Origin of the sequence: Amycolatopsis thailandensis (assembly GCF_042723255.1) — a bacterium.
Classification (GTDB): domain Bacteria; phylum Actinomycetota; class Actinomycetes; order Mycobacteriales; family Pseudonocardiaceae; genus Amycolatopsis; species Amycolatopsis thailandensis.
In genome coordinates this window covers 1-14,511 of sequence record NZ_JBHXJK010000092.1, presented here as the reverse complement: position 1 = coordinate 14,511, position 14,511 = coordinate 1, and the positions used below count along the sequence as shown (strand labels likewise).

The following is a 14,511-nucleotide window of genomic DNA, read 5'->3' as shown; positions in this document are numbered from 1 at the left end:
CTGGCTTTCCACTCGAGAACACAGATCACGCCCAGCCGACTTGCGACCACACCCAGCTTGTCCAGCCGTGGAAGCAAAGAACTCCAAATCTGCTGAAATCCCACCCCCAGCGTTCGCGACGAACAAGCAGAAGGCTGCTAAGCCACCAACCGGCCCCGCAGAGCACACCGGAGCAAACGGAGACATAACGGAGCCCAGCCACGATCAACGCCAAGGCGAAATTGCCGCCGAAGGACCAACATTCCCGCAGTTCGGCAGCAATGTCGATGTTGTGGGCCGGGTCGGGCTCGAACCGACGGCCAAGGGATTATGAGTCCCCTGCTCTAACCAACTGAGCTACCGGCCCCAAGGGTGCCCTGACACCTCCGCGGGAGCCGTCCCAGCCCGAACAGCGGGTTTGCGAACGCACAGAAGTCCCAGTTCGCTCCAAGTTATCACAGCGCTCACCTGCCACGATCGCCTAGGCCAAACAGCTGGTTTCCGGCACGGAACAAAGGCCGCTCGTCTAGGTTTCAGAGACCAACGCCGAGCGGCGCCCGCTCGGGGCACGCTGACCATCGGGATGGACCTGGCTAGCACGTCCATCGGGCAGGGAGGCGCTCGTGGCGAGTTCGATCGCCATCGGGCTCGGTCTCGTGGCCGCCCTCGGCGCCGCGTTGTCACTGAGGGCGAGCGTCCGGGCACTGCGGCGGGCCGGCCTCAGTGTCGACACGATCCTCGCCGAAGAACTGGACGACCGGCCGCCGCCGAACCCCTAGCCACTCACTGGTCCTCTTTGGACAGTCAGTTACCCAGGCCCGATCCGCCGCCCGGCGGGGTACTCGGCGGCTCCGATGACGCCGGCGGAGTCGGCGCCGGCGTCGTAGTAGTCGGCCGTGGCGGCGCGCTTGTCGTCAACGGCGGCGTGAGCGACGTCTGCGTTGTCGTCGGCGGTGAAACCTGCCCGCCGTAAGCCGCGTAACTGAACCAGATCGCCCCTCCCACCTTCGGCGTGGTCTGGTTGAACATCGCCCGCACCTGGAACGTGGTCGCCGTGTACGAACCCTGCACCGTGTTCAGCATGTACGCGTTGAACTGCCCCGGCGTGTTCGCCGACACGACCACCACCGCCGGGACCGCCCCCAGCGCGTGCTGCACGGTGCACATCCCGGCCCCGTCGGTCACGCACGACGCTTCCGCTGCCTGCACGCTCGGCGCCGGTGACGGGCCGACGGCGCCGGACGTCCCGGCGAACACCGTCCCCCCGGCGGCGGCGACGGCCAGCCCCGCGACGGCGAGCGCGGCCTTCTCCCTCGTTCTCATGTTCGTCCTCCCTCTGTCCGGGCCCGATGGCCCAACAGCAGGGGTCGGCCGCCGCGAAGCGATCGTTACGCCACCCCGAGCCGCCGCAGCGCCGGTCGCCACCGGTTACCGCCGGTCGCCAGCCCCAGCGCCACCAGACCGGCGCAGTACTTGCTCACCGACCGCTCCCGGATCCGCAGTTTCGCCAGCGCCTCGGTGACGCTGTTGCGTTCGGACGCCGACTTCACTTCGAGCAGTACCAGGTCGCTCCCGGCTGCGAGGCTCCGCGAACCCGAACGCCAGACCAGCGACGTGTCGCAGGTGATCCGGGCGTCGGCGGTGACGAGGGTGGTCCGCCGGTAGTCGGTGACCAGTGCGGGAGCCAGTGGCCGGGGCGCGGGGCGGCCGTAGGCGGCGGTGAGGGCGTCGTCGAGGAACGCCAGCGCGGGCGCGGTCAGGCCGTGTGCCGCCTCGGCCGGATGCGGGCGGCGGACCTTGACGGTTTCGTCGCGCCGTCCGCTGACCTTGAGCTCGCAGTAGGTGTCCGCCGAGTCGGTGTAGGTGCGCGTGCGGATCTTGAACCGGCGCCGCCGGTCCTGCCGGTGTGCCCGGAAGATCGCCAGATCCGGCGTGTCGAAATAGGTCGACGAGTAGCCGAACGTCCGCTGCCCGCCGATCTCCAGACAGCGCGACGAGACCGCCTCGGCGACAGCCAGGAAATCCCCGGGCGCCAGGACGTACTTGCGGTCCGTCCGGCTCATCAGCCCGCTCGTGGCGACGACTTCGGCCAGCGAAAGCGAAGGGAGCCCTTTCGCCACGGCCGCGACGGTGGCCGTTCCGCGCCCGCTCATCGGTGCGCCGCCGGAGCGCCGTGGACGACCGGGGCGGCGTCCGGCCGGAACCGGACGTCGACGACGGTGACCTCGCGGACATAGTCCACTTCGGACACACTGTGTCGCACGACCGTTCCGCCGAGCCGTGCCCGCAGTTCCATCAGCATCGTCTGTTCGTCGGGATACACGGTGTCGAGCACGACCGTCCGCCGCTGCGGTCCACGAGTGCGCGAGGGGTGGTCGGCCACGTACATGACCGCGAGCAGCAGCACGTCGAAGACGGCGACGATCCGCCAGTCCGCGGACGGCAGCCCGTTGACCAGCCCCAGCACCAGCGCGACGAAGTAGTACGCGACCTCCTGCTGGCTGATCGAATCGGACCGCAGGCGGATGATCGACAGCACGCCGAACAGGCCGAGCCCCAGGGCGCTCGCGCTCGACGCGGACAGCAGGACCGCGACCGAAACGCAGACACCCACGTTCAGCGCGAGGTACGCGCAGGCGAGATCACCGCGGTGGTGTCGACGGGCGTAGATGCCATAGGCGAGGATGATGGCGGCGACGAGGTCGACGGCCAGGTGAAGCAGTGTCGTGGTCATGGAAACCACTGTGCCGTCCGAAAAAGAGACCGTCGTGAGAGCCGGATGAGAACCGCCTCATCCGGACTCACTGAGCCGGTAACCCATCCCGCGCACGGTTTCGATCCGCTCCGCGCCGATCTTCCCGCGCAGGTAACGGATGTAGACGTCCACCACGTTCGAGCCGGGGTCGAAGTCGAAACCCCAGACCCCGCCGAGCAACTGCTCACGGGACAGCACCTGGCCGCGGTTGCGCAGCAAGGTCTCCAGCAGCGCGAACTCGCGGGCGGTGAGGTCTTTCTCCTCCCCCGCCACCGAAACCTTCCGTGTGCGCAGATCGAGTGAGAGCTCGCCGGCCCGGAGCACCGCCGGTTCGGAATCGGGATTTCCCCGTAGCCGCAACCGGATCCGAGCCAAGAGTTCCTCGAAGGCGAACGGTTTGGCCAGGTAGTCGTCGGCGCCGCCGGACAGCCCGGCGACCCGGTCGACAACGCTGTCCCGCGCGGTCAGGATGATCACCGGTACCGTCCGGCCCGCCGCGCGCAGGGCACGCAACAGATCCGAGCCGTCGAGGTCCGGGAGCCCGAGGTCGAGGACGACCAGGTCGTGCGCGCCGGTCAGCGCCTCGGTCAGTCCTTCGGAGCCGGTCCGGACCCACCGGGTCGCGAAACCCTGCGCCCGCAGGCCCTTCTCGACGAACGCGCCGATCCGGGCCGAGTCCTCCACCACCAGCACACTGGTCATCGGCCCGCACCTCCGGCGACAGGGATCTCCATGGTGAACCGTGCGCCTTCGCCGGGCACGGTGTCGAGCAGGACGCGGCCGCCGTGCGCCTCGGCGATCGCGGCGACGATCGCCAGGCCGAGTCCGGCGCCGTCGTCGCCGCTCGAATTACTGCCGCGTTTGAACCGCTCGAAGATCCGGCTCCGCGAATCGGCGGGGACGCCCTCCCCGGTGTCCCGGACCCACAGCCGCGCGGTCGTCGCGGTGACCTCCGAGCCGAGGGCGATCTCCTGACCCGGCGAAGTGTGCCGGACGGCGTTGGAGACCAGTTGCAGCAAGGCCTGCGTGAGCCGCTGGCCGTCGGCGCGAACGGTCGCCTCGGCCACGGCGTCCAGCCGCCAGACACGGTCGGCCAGCGGACGGGATTTGGCGAGGATCTCGACGGTGAGATCGGCGAGGTCGGCGTCGCCGGATGAAAGGAAGTCGGGGCTGCCGGATTTCGCGAGTACCAGGAGGTCGTCCACGATCCGTTGCATCCGCCCGAGTTCGTCGAGGACCAGATGCCGGGTGGCCGCGTTCTCCTCGGGGTCCTCCCCCATCAGCTCGAGATGGCCGCGGACGATCGTGATCGGCGTGCGCAGCTCGTGCCCGGCGTCGTCGATGAAGTCACGTTGACCGGCGAAGGCGCTTTCGAGCCTGTCCAGCATCGTGTTGAAGGTGCGTCCGAGCGCGGCGACGTCGTCCGAGCCCCGGACCTCGATCCGGCGGGAAAGATCGGTCTCGCCGATCTGCTCGGCGGCGAGGCGGACTTCCCGCACCGGCGCGAGGATGCGGCCGGCGACCAGCCAGCCGATCAGCCCGGCCAGCACCAGCGCGGCGCCCGACATCGCGGCCATCACTCCGACGACGTCGTTGATCTCGCCCGCGGCGTGGTCGACGAACTCGACGATCACGAGGGCACCACGGCCCGGCGAACCCTCGATGGTCACCGGGACGACTCCGTATCGCGCGGAGCCGACCGCGGTGGTGACCGTGCCGTACGCCGGGCTCGTGGCCCGGGAGAGTTCGGCGACGAACTTCGGGTCGGCGTCGAGCCGGACCGGCGGCTCGATGGCGCTCCGCCTCGACGCGGCGCCGTCGACGATCGAGAAGAACGTCTCGTACTTTTCGGGCAGATTCCGTTCCAGGTGGCGGCCGAGGATCGCCTCGACGGTCACTGGCTGCCCCGCGGGCCGGGCGTCCGGCGACGCCAGGAAGGCCCGGAGCTTGCCGGTCTCGTGCGCGATCTCGTTGTCGAGCCGCTGATCCAGCTGGTTGTGCAGGACGGTGCGAGTGGCCAGCAGCGACCCGGCGAGCGCGAGCAGCACGACCAGCAGGACCCAGGCGAGGATCCGGGCGCGGGCGCTCATCGGCCCGGCTCAGTCGTCGAGATCGAAGTCGAAACGGTCGTCGTCATGGTCGTCATGGTCACTGTCATCATCGGGGTCGTCGTCGTGCCCGGCCAGCCGGGGCGGGACGACGGCGGGCGGGGCACCTGCCTCCCCCGGCCCGGTGGCGGCCTGCCCCGCCGGGGCGACGACGGCCGGGCCGAGGTCGGGTGGCGAGGCGGCGGTGGCCGCGATGACGGCGAACGTGCCGGTGGCCGCCACCAAGACGGCGGCGACCCCGGTCAGGACGATGATTCGGACTCGCATGCCCTCCAGGCTGCCCGGCGCGGGTGAGCCGCCGATGAGGACTCGATGAGAACTTTCTCATCGACGACCGACGGGGCACCGAACTCGCGTGCTCGGACACGGATCTCGCGTGCTCGGAAGCCGCACACGAGGCCTGGTCACTTGAAGGCGGCCGCGTTCCGGGCCGCCCACTCGGCGAAGGTCCGCCCCGGGCGTCCCAGCAGCCGTTCGACGTCGGGGCTGACCCGCCGTTCGTCCTCCGTCGGCCTGCCGAGGATGGCGAGCGTGGCCTCCACGACCACCGGCGGCATGAACTCCGACATCGCCGCCCGCGCCTCGTCTTCGCTCAGTTCGGCGAACCGCACGGGCTCGCCCAGCGCGTCGCCGAGGGCCGCCGCCTGCTGCCGGGGCGAAACGGGCTCGGGCCCGGTCAGCACGTAGGTCCGGCCGTGGTGGCCGGATCCCCGCAGTACGGCCGCGGCGACGTCGGCGATGTCGGCCGGGTCGATGACGGGCAGCGCGACGTCGCCGAACGGCGCGGCGACGACACGATCGTCCCGGATCGCGGGCGCCCACTGGAAGGCGTTCGACGCGAAGCCTCCCGGCCGCAGCACTGTCCACTCCGGACTCGACGCCTTGACCGCCTCCTCGAAAACCGATGCGTGCCGCCCGCTTCCGACGCCCTGGGAGGACAACAACACGATCGCGGCTTCGCCCGCCGCCGCGACGATTTCCGTGACGTCACCGCCTGCCGCCATGAACTCTCCCGACGTCAGAAGGAAAACGCGGTCCGCTCCGGCGAAGACCTCCTTCAGTCCGTCGGCCTTGGCGAGGTCGGCCTGGACGGTCCGCACTCCCGCAGGCACGTCCGCGGGTGAGATCCGGCGCGACACCGCCGTCACCTCTTCCCTTTCGGCGGCAAGGGTTTCCACCAGCCGGCGGCCGACGTTCCCGGTCGCTCCGGTCACCACGATCATGGTCGCTCCTCGATGCGCTTTTTCGTTGATGCGACCGAAGCTACCTTCCCTGGGATAGTAGGTACCTAGAGGAAAGTATTGGGAAAACCGGCCTTTCGTGAGCGCGATCACAACTTCGAAGCCGCCCACGGCCGCCTAGGGTCAGGCCCATGTCCGAAACCGCACTCGGCCCGCTCCGCGTCCTCGACTTCTCGCGGGTGCTCGCCGGCCCGTTCGCCACCATGCTGCTGGCCGACCTCGGCGCGACGGTGATCAAGGTCGAGCGGCCGGGCAGCGGCGACGACACCCGCAGCTGGGGGCCGCCCTACGACGCGGCGGGCCAAGCGACGTACTTCCAGTCGGTGAACCGGAACAAGACGAGCGTGGCGCTGGACCTCGGCGATCCGGACGACCTCGCCCAGGCCCGCGCGCTCGCGCTGGAGGCCGACGTCGTGGTCGAGAACTTCCGGCCCGGCGTGATGGACCGTCTCAGTCTCGGCCCGGAGCCCCTGCTGGCGGCGAATCCCGGTCTGGTCTATTGCTCCGTCACGGGTTTCGGCTCCGGCGGCGGCGCCGCGCTGCCCGGCTACGACCTGCTCATCCAGGCCGTCGGCGGCCTGATGAGCATCACCGGCGACCCCTCGGGCGAGCCGCAGAAGGTCGGCGTCGCGCTCGTCGACGTGCTGGCCGGGCTGTTCGCGAGCGTCGGCATCCTCGCCGCGCTGCGGCACCGCGACCGCACCGGAGAGGGACAGCGCGTCGAGATCGACCTGCTCTCCAGCCTGCTCGCCGCGCTGGTCAACCAGGGCAGCGCGTACACCTCGGGCGGGACGGTCCCGGCGCGGATGGGGAACCGGCACCCCAGCATCGCTCCGTACGAACTCGTCCCCTGCGCCGACCACGAGCTCGCACTCGCGGTCGGCAACGACCGGCAGTTCGCGGCGTTGTGCCAGGTCATCGGCTTGCCGGAGCTCGCGGGCGACACGCGGTTCGCGACCAACCCGGCCCGGGTCGAGCATCGCGCCGAACTCCGCACGCTGCTCGAAGACCACTTCGGCCGACGGCAGGCCGCCGAGTGGGCGGCGGAATTGAGCGCGGCCGGGGTGCCCGCCGGGCAGGTCAACGACGTCGCGGGCGCGTTCGCCTTGGCGGACCGGCTCGGCCTGAACCCGACGGTCGACCTTCCCCGGCCCGACGGCACCTCCGTGCGGCTCACCCGCAACCCGATCGGGTTGTCGGCGACGCCGCCGCGCTACGAGACCGCGCCGCCGGACGACCCCGGTCAGCTCACCCTCCCGCTGCCCGGCTGGAGCTGACGGACGACCGTCAGCGGACTGTCAGCGCTTCGTCAACGCCGGTCGCGAAGCTCCTGCCATGACGAACAGGACAGTCCTCATCTCCGGTGCCAGCATCGCCGGGCCCGCCCTCGCCTTCTGGCTCTCCCGCCAGGGCTACGAGGTCACCGTCGTGGAACGGTCGCCGGAGCTCCGCACCGGTGGCCAGGCGGTCGACTTCAAGGGCGCCACCCACCGCACCGTGCTGGAGCGGATGGGCCTCCTCGACGAGATCCACCGGCACCAGACCGGTGGCCTGGACCAGACCTTCATCGACGCGGAGGGGCGGCCGCTGGCCGTCATGCCCGGCGAGTTCACCGGCGGCGACGTCGAAATCCGGCGTGGCGACCTGGCCCGGATCATGTACGAACGGACCGCTCACGACTGCGAGTACGTCTTCGGCGACTCCATCACTTCACTGGCCGAGACCGCCGACGGGGTCGACGTCACCTTCGAACGCGGTGCCCCGAGGCGCTTCGACCTCGTCTTCGGCGCCGACGGCATCCACTCCACCGTGCGGCGGCTGGCGTTCGGCCCGGAAGCCGACTACGTGAAGCATCTCGGCCACTACTACGCCCTGGTCGAGACCGACGAGGCCGGCGACTTCGGCGACGCCGCGGTGCTCTACAACGAACCCGGCCGCCTGGCCGCCGCCGGTGGCCCGAAGGCGCCCGCGTTCTTCGTGTTCACCTCCCCCGAGCTCAGCTACGACCGGTACGACATCGAGCGGCAGAAGGAGATCTTGGCCGCCGCGTACGCCGGCGGCGGCTGGCGGGTGCCTGAACTGATGGCGGCGGTGAAGCGCTCCGACGACGTCTATCTGGACTCGATCAGCCGAGTCGCGATGGACAGTTACTCCACCGGACGCATCGCGCTCCTCGGTGACGCGGCGTACGGCAACACCTTGGGCGGCTTCGGCACCGGGCTGGCTGTCGTGGCCGCGTATGTCATCGCGGGCGAACTCGCCGCCGCGAACGGGGACCACGAACCGGCCTTCCGGCGCTACGACGAGAAGTTCCGCGGCTACGCCAAGATAGCCCGCAGCGCCAACGCGGGCCCGTTCCTCGCGCCGCCCACGAAGCTGCGAATCAAGCTGCGCAACCAGATGTTCAAGCGGCCGCTCATGCTGCGCGGGATGCTGTGGGTGACCGACAAGTTCGCCACCGACATCGCCCTCGACGACTACCCCGCGCTCGTCCCGCGGGCCTGAATCACAGGGGTGGCGCGGCGCCCGCTCCGTGCTCGTCTCCGGCGTCGTGCTCGGCGACCTGGAGCAGCAGCCCCGCCGCCACCCGCACGATCTCCTGTTCGGCGGGGGTCAGCACCTCGCCCATGGCCCGGGCCAGCCACCGGTTGCCGTCGCGCACATGTCCGCGCAAGGCCGCGTGACCGGCTTCGGTGAGCACGATCCGCTGAGCCCGCCGGTCGTGCTCGTCGGGACGCCGCGCGACCCGGCCTTCGGCTTCGAGCGCGTTGAGCACCCTGGTCAGGGACTGCGGCTGGAGTCCCTCGATCGCGGCGAGCGCGCTGACGGTCAGGGGCCCGCCGTGACGCAGGTTCGCCAGCACGGACGCGGCCAGCCTGCTCAGGCTCCGGTCTTCGCCGGGTTGTTCCGCGCGGAGGCGGGACGACAACCGCGAAACGGCCCAGCGCACCGACTCCGCGGCCTGCGTTGCTTCAGTCACGATACAACGCTAACACTTGCCAATTGTGTAACTCGACGCCGAATTAGCGTTGAAGAATCAAGCGTAAGCTTCGCATATGACCCCAAGTCCGTGGCGAGTGTTCTGGGGCCTGCTGGAGCACGACCTGCTCATCACGCGGAAGCAGCTCGGCGGGGTGCTGGCGCAGGTCCTCATGCAGCCCCTGCTGATGCTGCTGGTGTTCGGGAAGGTCCTCGGCGCGCTCGGCTACACCCCACCCGGCTACGCGCGGCTGCTCCTGCCCGGACTCGTCGCGCTGAACGCGTTCTTCGCGGCCGCCCAGAACGCGTCCTTCCCACTGGCCATGGAGTTCGCCACCCGCACCATCGAGAACCGGTTGCGGGCGCCTGTGCCGCTCGCCTGGATCGTCGTCGAGCGGATCTTCGCGGCGGCGTCGCGCGGTCTCGTCACCGCCGTCCTCATGGTCCCGGTCGGCGCGCTCGTGCTCGGCGATTTGTCCTGGCGGGCGGCGGGCCTCCCGGCGGCGTTCGGGTACACCGTGCTCGGGGCGCTGGCGGGCGGCGCGGCGGGGACGACGATCGGCTCGCTCGTCGCGCCCGCCCGGATCGGGATCACCTTCTCGCTGGTGATGCCCCCGCTGCTGTTCACCGGTTCCGCGCAGTTCCCCTTCCCCGAGCTCGCCGCCGTGCCCTGGTTCCGGGCGCTGTGCGCGCTGAACCCGATGACCTACGTCAGCGAAGGCCTGCGCGGGGCGCTGACCCCGCAAGTCGCCCACCTGCCCGCCTGGCTCTGCGCCGCCGGACTGGCCCTCGCGCTGCTGGTCTTCACCCCCGCGAGCCTCTGGGCGTTCCGCCGCCGGGCGATCACCTGACCTCCGGGTGCGCGATCCGCCCGGCCGTGGTCGGCTGGTTCCGGTTTGCCGCGTGACGTTTCCGGGGAAGCCGTGTCTTACGTGTTGTCACCCGAGACAGGTGGCAGGAGGGAGCTTCGGCATGGCGGCACTGCACAGGTGCGCTCGATGACGACGTCGGCGAGAGAAAACGCACCGGCCGCCGGCGAAACGGTGCTGGACGACGCCACGCTGGTGGCGCGCGCCCGCGACGGCGAGATCCGCGCGTACGAGCAGCTCGTCCTGCGGTTCCAGGGGCCGATGTACCGGCTGGCGCTACGGATGCTGGGGAACAAGGGGGACGCCGAGGACGTCGTCCAGGAGGTGTTCCTCGGTGCTTGGCGGCGGCTCGACCAGTTGCAGGAGGACGCGGCGTTCGTCGGCTGGCTCTACCGGACGACGACCAACCGGTGCCTGAACGTGATCCGCGCCAGGAAACCGGTCGCCGACGTCGAGCTGGACCAGCGGGAGTCGGCGGGTTCGGCCGGACGGCCGGATCGCGAGGCCGAGACGAACGCCCAGATGACGGCGCTCACCGGCGCGCTGGACCAGCTGACCGCCGAGCAACGGGCCTGCTGGCTGTTGCGCGAGGTCCACGGCCGCTCCTACGACGAGATCGCCGACGCGATCGGGGCGACCACCACCGCGGTGCGCGGACGCATCGCGCGAGCACGAGCACAGTTGGCGGAGGTGATGGCGCCATGGCGATGAACCACGCGACCCAGGACTACCTGCTGCCGTGCGGCCGTGATGTGGAACAGGTCTGGGAACGGCTCGACGAGGTCGACGCCGGCCGGGCGGACGCGCACGAACTCGACTGCCCGCACTGCCGGGCGACCCGCGAAAGCCTCTTGGTGCTGCGCGGACTGACCCAGGAACTGGCCGACGACGACACCGAACCGTCTCCGGATCTCACGAGCCGGATCATGTCCGCCGTCCGCGCCGAGGTGCGGCGCCGGGACCTGGTGCCGCTGGCCAGCCCCGAACCGGGCGAGGTGCGGGTGAGCGATCAGGCGGTCGCGGCGGTGCTGCGGTTCGCCGCGGATTCGGTGGCGGGCGTCCGCGCGCGAGGGTGCCGGGTCCTCCGTTCGCCTGACATGACCGACGCGCTGGCCGTGGACGTGGAACTGAGCATCGCGATCGCGCATGATTTCGACCATGACTCGCTGGACGTGGTCCGCGAGCGGGTCACGGCGGCGGCGGGCGCCAGGGTGGGGCTCCGGCTGACCCGGCTCGACCTGACGGTGGAGGACATCTATGACGCGTGAGCAGGCCCCGGCCAGACAACTGGTCGAGACGGTGATCTCCCCGCCGGTGATCGCGGCGGTCGCCGCGCACGCCGCGGCGCGGGTCCCCGGCGTGGTACGCCTGGAACCCGGGCTGCGCGGGCTGGCGGGCTCGCTGACCCGCATCGCACGGCAGCGGATCAAAGGCCTCGAACCGGCGCCGACCGAAGGGGTCCGCGCGTTCGTCGAGCACGATCCGCCCGATGTCCGGGTGGAGATCGACCTTTCGCTTTCCGGGCTGGATCAGGCCGCCGCGACGGCACAGGCGGTGCAGCGTGCCGTCGGCAAGGCCGTCGCCGAGGCGACCGGGCTCACCCCGTCGGCCGTCTCGGTGTCCATTTTGGACATCGAAATCCGTGGAGGACTGTTGTGACCGCACGTTCCGAACTGACCGCGTCGCTGCTGAGCACGCTCCGCGACATACCGGGGCTGCGCGCGGCGACGCCGTCCACCACGGCCGCCGCCTCGGCGGTGCCGTGGGACCTCGACGTGATGGCCGTCGACATCTCCGAGAACGTCGTGGAGATCCGCGTCGTCGCGCTGGAGGTGCCGATCCCGCCGTTGACGGAGGTCGCCGGGGCCGCCTTGCGCGCGGTGCTGACCGGAACCCCTTGGGAGGACGCGGACCTGCGGCTCGTGGTGACCGATGTGGACGCCGCCGCGCTGACACCCTGAACAACGACGATCGCGGTGGCCACGTCCGAGGACGCGGCCACCGCGATCGTGCTGTGGGGACCTAGTTCTTGTTGGTACCCGGGGTCAGCACCTTGTCGATGACGAAGACGGTGGCGTTCTTGGTGGGGATGTTGCCGCACAGGATCTTCGCGCCGTTGACGGTCATGTTCTCGCCGGAACCCTCGATCTTGAGCGGGCCGCCCGCGGTGTTCAGGCTTTCCAGCGACTTGGCCGCTTCCAGGCCCTTGGCGTCGAGACGCTTGTTGACGACATGGTACTGCAGGATCGGGGCCAGCTGGTCCGGCTTGCCGGCCAGCTCGTTGAACTTGGCGTCACCCAGTGCCTGGAAGGCCGGGTCCGCCGGGGCGAACACGGTGATGGCCTGCTGGCTGTTGAGCGTGTCCACCAGATCGGTGGCCTTGACCGCGGCGACCAGCTTGGTCAGCAGCGGGTTGGTCGAGGCGGCGCTGGCGACCGGCTGCGGGCCCATCGAGTCCAGCGAACCGGGCGCACTGCCCTGCGGCAGCTGCGAACAGGCCGGGCCGAACACGTCGGCGTTGGTGGTGACGCCGTCACCGGAGGCGGCGCTGGACATCGGAGCCGACATCGACGAGGACGGGGCGGGCGCGGAGGCGCTGTTGGAGCTGCCGGACGAAGCGCTGTCGTTGCTGCTGCAGGCGGTCAGGGCCAGCGCGGCGACCGCGGTGAAACCGATTCCTGCGACGCGAAGCTTGCTCACGGAAAATCACTCCATTTGTTTTTCGGACTCTTACCGGGTATTCGGAACTACCGCGAAATCGGATTGCCACTCTTTCGGGTGACGCCGATCACCGCGCGGTGAAACTGATGACATGCCAGCCCGTCGCACCGTCCGGAACGGTTCCGGCACGGGCGTCGGTCTGGGTGTAGCCGGATTTGTCGACAGCCCGGACGGCGACCTGGTGACTGCCGGCCGGAACGTCGAACTCGGTCCACCACATCCGCCAGGTGTTGATCCCCACCTCACGGGAAAGCGTTGCGGGCTGCCAATTCCCGCGTGCGCCGAGCCGGACCTCGACCCGCTCGACGCCGGTGTGCTGCGCCCACGCGACGCCCGAGATCCGAACCTTGCCCGCGGGTACCGTTTCGAATCCTTTCGGACTGTCGATCCTGGACTGCGTTTTGATCGGGGCTTGTTCTCCCCAGCCACGGTCGAGCCAGTAGGCGCGGCGCGCTTTCCAGGTGGTGATCTCCAGATCTTTGACCCATTTCGTCGCCGAAACATAGCCGTAGAGTCCGGGGATCACCATTCGGGCGGGAAATCCGTGCTCGACCGGCAGCGGTTCCCCGTTCATCCCGATCGCCAGCATCGCGCCCCGCTCAGGATCGAGCGCGGCGACGACCGGGCTGCCGGCGGTCCAGCCGTCGACACTGGTGGAGAAGATCTGCTCGGCACCGGGGAGGACTTCGGCCTCCCGCAACAGATCTCCGAGGTCCACACCGATGAAGTTCGCCGTGGACACGTAGGTCCCGCCGACCTCGTTGGACACGCAGGTCATGGTGATCGTGCGCTCGATCAGCGGACGGTTGCGGATGTCGTCGTAGCTGAACCGCTTTTCGTTGCGCACCATGCCGTGCAGCCTCAGGCTCCAGTCCTCGGCCCGGACCTGCGGCACCGACAACGCGGTGTCGACGCGGTAGAAGTCGCGGTTCGAGGTGAGGAACGTCGGCGTGCCCAGCTTGGCGAAGTCCGCGTCGGCGGGGATCGGCGGCGCGGGCGTGACGGGGACCAGCCGTCCGATGGCTTCACGAGAAGATTCCGCGTCCCTCGTCCCGGCGAGAAGCTGGCCGCCCGCACCGGCGGCCCCCGCGGCGACGACGGCGCCCGCGCCCGCCAGCAGCACCGACCGGCGTGACGGAGCCGCCCCGGAGGTCTCCTCGACGGCTTGCGACCTGGCCGTGGCCAGGCGATGCAGCCAGAAGAAGACGCCGACCCCGGCGATCAGGCTGGCCAGCGGTGCCAGCAACGCGACCGTGGAGAGGTCGGGACGCTGCGAGACGGCGAACCCGCCCAGCAGCCCGAACGCGGCGATCAGCACGATCCCCGGAACGGGTGAACGTCGAGAGGCGATCCCGGCCACCGCGGCGGCCAGCACCATCACCACGGCCATCCCGCCGAGCAGCACGAGTTTGTCGTAGACCCCGAACGTCCGGACCGCGAAATCCTTCAGTTCCACCGGGGTCAGGTCGATCGCGCCGTTGCCGACCGCCAGGTACGGCGAGGCGTTGGCACTGATGAACCCGGCCACCAGGTGGCCCGCCGCCAGGGCGGCGGCGAGGGCGACGACACCGATCAGCGCCGCCCCGAACAGCGGGAGACGTGGCCCCTGAGCGGCTCGCGAAGTCTTCATGCCAGGTATTCGCGGCCGACGGGCGAGCAGACTGGTTTCCTTTTCCCGCAAGGGAAATCGCCGATTTCCACACAAGGCCTCGCCAAGTATTCGTGACGGAAGGCTTCGCGGACAGGTAACGAAACGGATACGGCCCCGGCCCGGTCCGGCGGGCCACGAGTAGCGCGCCTTCGACACCTGCGGCTCAAGTACATGAAGGCCCCCTTCCTTGCGCCAGGCGCAAGGAAGG

General features: G+C 70.0%; 18 protein-coding genes and 1 tRNA gene. 8 read left to right on the top strand and 11 right to left on the bottom strand.

Going from position 1 to position 14,511, the window contains the following annotated elements; genetic code table 11:
- Positions 1-272: 272 nt before the first annotated feature.
- A tRNA-Ile gene (locus tag ACFWMR_RS29780) sits at positions 273-346 on the bottom strand.
- 256 nt (positions 347-602) lie between these two features.
- On the opposite strand from ACFWMR_RS29780, the gene ACFWMR_RS29775 reads away from it, so the two are divergent.
- The gene (locus tag ACFWMR_RS29775) at positions 603-758 is read left to right on the top strand and encodes a hypothetical protein (RefSeq protein WP_378380768.1); all 156 of its coding nucleotides are present in this window, start codon (positions 603-605) and stop codon (positions 756-758) included.
- A 25-nt stretch (positions 759-783) separates the two neighbouring features.
- Here ACFWMR_RS29775 and ACFWMR_RS29770 read toward each other — a convergent pair whose 3' ends face one another.
- The 7 genes from ACFWMR_RS29770 to ACFWMR_RS29740 form a co-directional block, all read right to left on the bottom strand.
- Complete coding sequence (locus tag ACFWMR_RS29770) at positions 784-1,302, bottom strand: hypothetical protein (protein WP_378380767.1); 519 nt, start codon at positions 1,300-1,302, stop codon at positions 784-786.
- Positions 1,303-1,367: 65 nt separating this feature from the next.
- Entirely contained in the window at positions 1,368-2,132 is a 765-nt protein-coding gene (locus ACFWMR_RS29765) for a polyphosphate polymerase domain-containing protein (protein WP_378380766.1), read from the bottom strand.
- Positions 2,129-2,713, bottom strand: coding sequence for a DUF4956 domain-containing protein (locus ACFWMR_RS29760; protein ID WP_378380765.1), 585 nt, complete (start codon positions 2,711-2,713; stop codon positions 2,129-2,131). The genes ACFWMR_RS29765 and ACFWMR_RS29760 overlap by 4 nt, the downstream gene beginning before the upstream one ends.
- Positions 2,714-2,770: 57 nt before the next feature.
- Positions 2,771-3,436 carry a response regulator transcription factor gene (locus ACFWMR_RS29755; protein WP_378380764.1) on the bottom strand — a complete coding sequence of 222 codons (666 nt, stop codon included), beginning with the start codon at positions 3,434-3,436 and terminating at the stop codon, positions 2,771-2,773.
- On the bottom strand, positions 3,433-4,824 hold the full coding sequence (locus ACFWMR_RS29750; RefSeq protein WP_378380763.1) for a sensor histidine kinase: 1,392 nt from the start codon (positions 4,822-4,824) through the stop codon (positions 3,433-3,435). Before ACFWMR_RS29750 ends, ACFWMR_RS29755 begins: the two co-directional genes overlap by 4 nt.
- A 9-nt stretch (positions 4,825-4,833) precedes the next feature.
- Complete coding sequence (locus ACFWMR_RS29745; protein ID WP_378380762.1) at positions 4,834-5,109, bottom strand: hypothetical protein; 276 nt, start codon at positions 5,107-5,109, stop codon at positions 4,834-4,836.
- Between the two features lie 137 nt (positions 5,110-5,246).
- The gene (locus tag ACFWMR_RS29740) at positions 5,247-6,065 is read right to left on the bottom strand and encodes an NAD(P)H-binding protein (RefSeq protein ID WP_378380760.1); all 819 of its coding nucleotides are present in this window, start codon (positions 6,063-6,065) and stop codon (positions 5,247-5,249) included.
- A gap of 149 nt (positions 6,066-6,214) precedes the next feature.
- On the opposite strand from ACFWMR_RS29740, the gene ACFWMR_RS29735 reads away from it, so the two are divergent.
- Positions 6,215-7,360: a CaiB/BaiF CoA transferase family protein gene (locus ACFWMR_RS29735; protein WP_378380759.1), complete on the top strand. Its 1,146-nt coding sequence runs from the start codon at positions 6,215-6,217 to the stop codon at positions 7,358-7,360.
- Positions 7,361-7,418: 58 nt separating this feature from the next.
- Positions 7,419-8,588: an FAD-dependent monooxygenase gene (locus tag ACFWMR_RS29730; RefSeq protein ID WP_378380758.1), complete on the top strand. Its 1,170-nt coding sequence runs from the start codon at positions 7,419-7,421 to the stop codon at positions 8,586-8,588.
- 1 nt (position 8,589) lies between these two features.
- On the opposite strand, the gene ACFWMR_RS29725 is transcribed toward ACFWMR_RS29730, so the two are convergent.
- Positions 8,590-9,063, bottom strand: a complete 474-nt coding sequence (locus ACFWMR_RS29725; RefSeq protein WP_378380757.1) for a MarR family winged helix-turn-helix transcriptional regulator — start codon at positions 9,061-9,063, stop codon at positions 8,590-8,592.
- Between the two features lie 76 nt (positions 9,064-9,139).
- Here ACFWMR_RS29725 and ACFWMR_RS29720 point away from each other — a divergent pair, with 76 nt between their 5' ends.
- The 5 genes from ACFWMR_RS29720 (at position 9,140) to ACFWMR_RS29700 (ending at position 11,892) form a co-directional block, all read left to right on the top strand.
- On the top strand, positions 9,140-9,913 hold the full coding sequence (locus ACFWMR_RS29720; RefSeq protein WP_378380756.1) for an ABC transporter permease: 774 nt from the start codon (positions 9,140-9,142) through the stop codon (positions 9,911-9,913).
- Between the two features lie 147 nt (positions 9,914-10,060).
- Positions 10,061-10,642 carry an RNA polymerase sigma factor gene (locus tag ACFWMR_RS29715; RefSeq protein WP_378276708.1) on the top strand — a complete coding sequence of 194 codons (582 nt, stop codon included), beginning with the start codon at positions 10,061-10,063 and terminating at the stop codon, positions 10,640-10,642.
- Positions 10,633-11,199: a hypothetical protein gene (locus tag ACFWMR_RS29710; protein ID WP_093937720.1), complete on the top strand. Its 567-nt coding sequence runs from the start codon at positions 10,633-10,635 to the stop codon at positions 11,197-11,199. Before ACFWMR_RS29715 ends, ACFWMR_RS29710 begins: the two co-directional genes overlap by 10 nt.
- Positions 11,189-11,590, top strand: coding sequence for an Asp23/Gls24 family envelope stress response protein (locus ACFWMR_RS29705; RefSeq protein WP_093937721.1), 402 nt, complete (start codon positions 11,189-11,191; stop codon positions 11,588-11,590). Before ACFWMR_RS29710 ends, ACFWMR_RS29705 begins: the two co-directional genes overlap by 11 nt.
- On the top strand, positions 11,587-11,892 hold the full coding sequence (locus tag ACFWMR_RS29700; protein ID WP_093937722.1) for a hypothetical protein: 306 nt from the start codon (positions 11,587-11,589) through the stop codon (positions 11,890-11,892). Before ACFWMR_RS29705 ends, ACFWMR_RS29700 begins: the two co-directional genes overlap by 4 nt.
- A 61-nt stretch (positions 11,893-11,953) precedes the next feature.
- Here the strand turns inward: ACFWMR_RS29700 and ACFWMR_RS29695 are convergent, their stop codons facing one another.
- Entirely contained in the window at positions 11,954-12,631 is a 678-nt protein-coding gene (locus tag ACFWMR_RS29695; RefSeq protein WP_093937723.1) for a fasciclin domain-containing protein, read from the bottom strand.
- A gap of 88 nt (positions 12,632-12,719) precedes the next feature.
- Complete coding sequence (locus tag ACFWMR_RS29690) at positions 12,720-14,282, bottom strand: molybdopterin-dependent oxidoreductase (RefSeq protein ID WP_378380755.1); 1,563 nt, start codon at positions 14,280-14,282, stop codon at positions 12,720-12,722.
- Between the last annotated feature and the right edge of the window lie 229 nt (positions 14,283-14,511).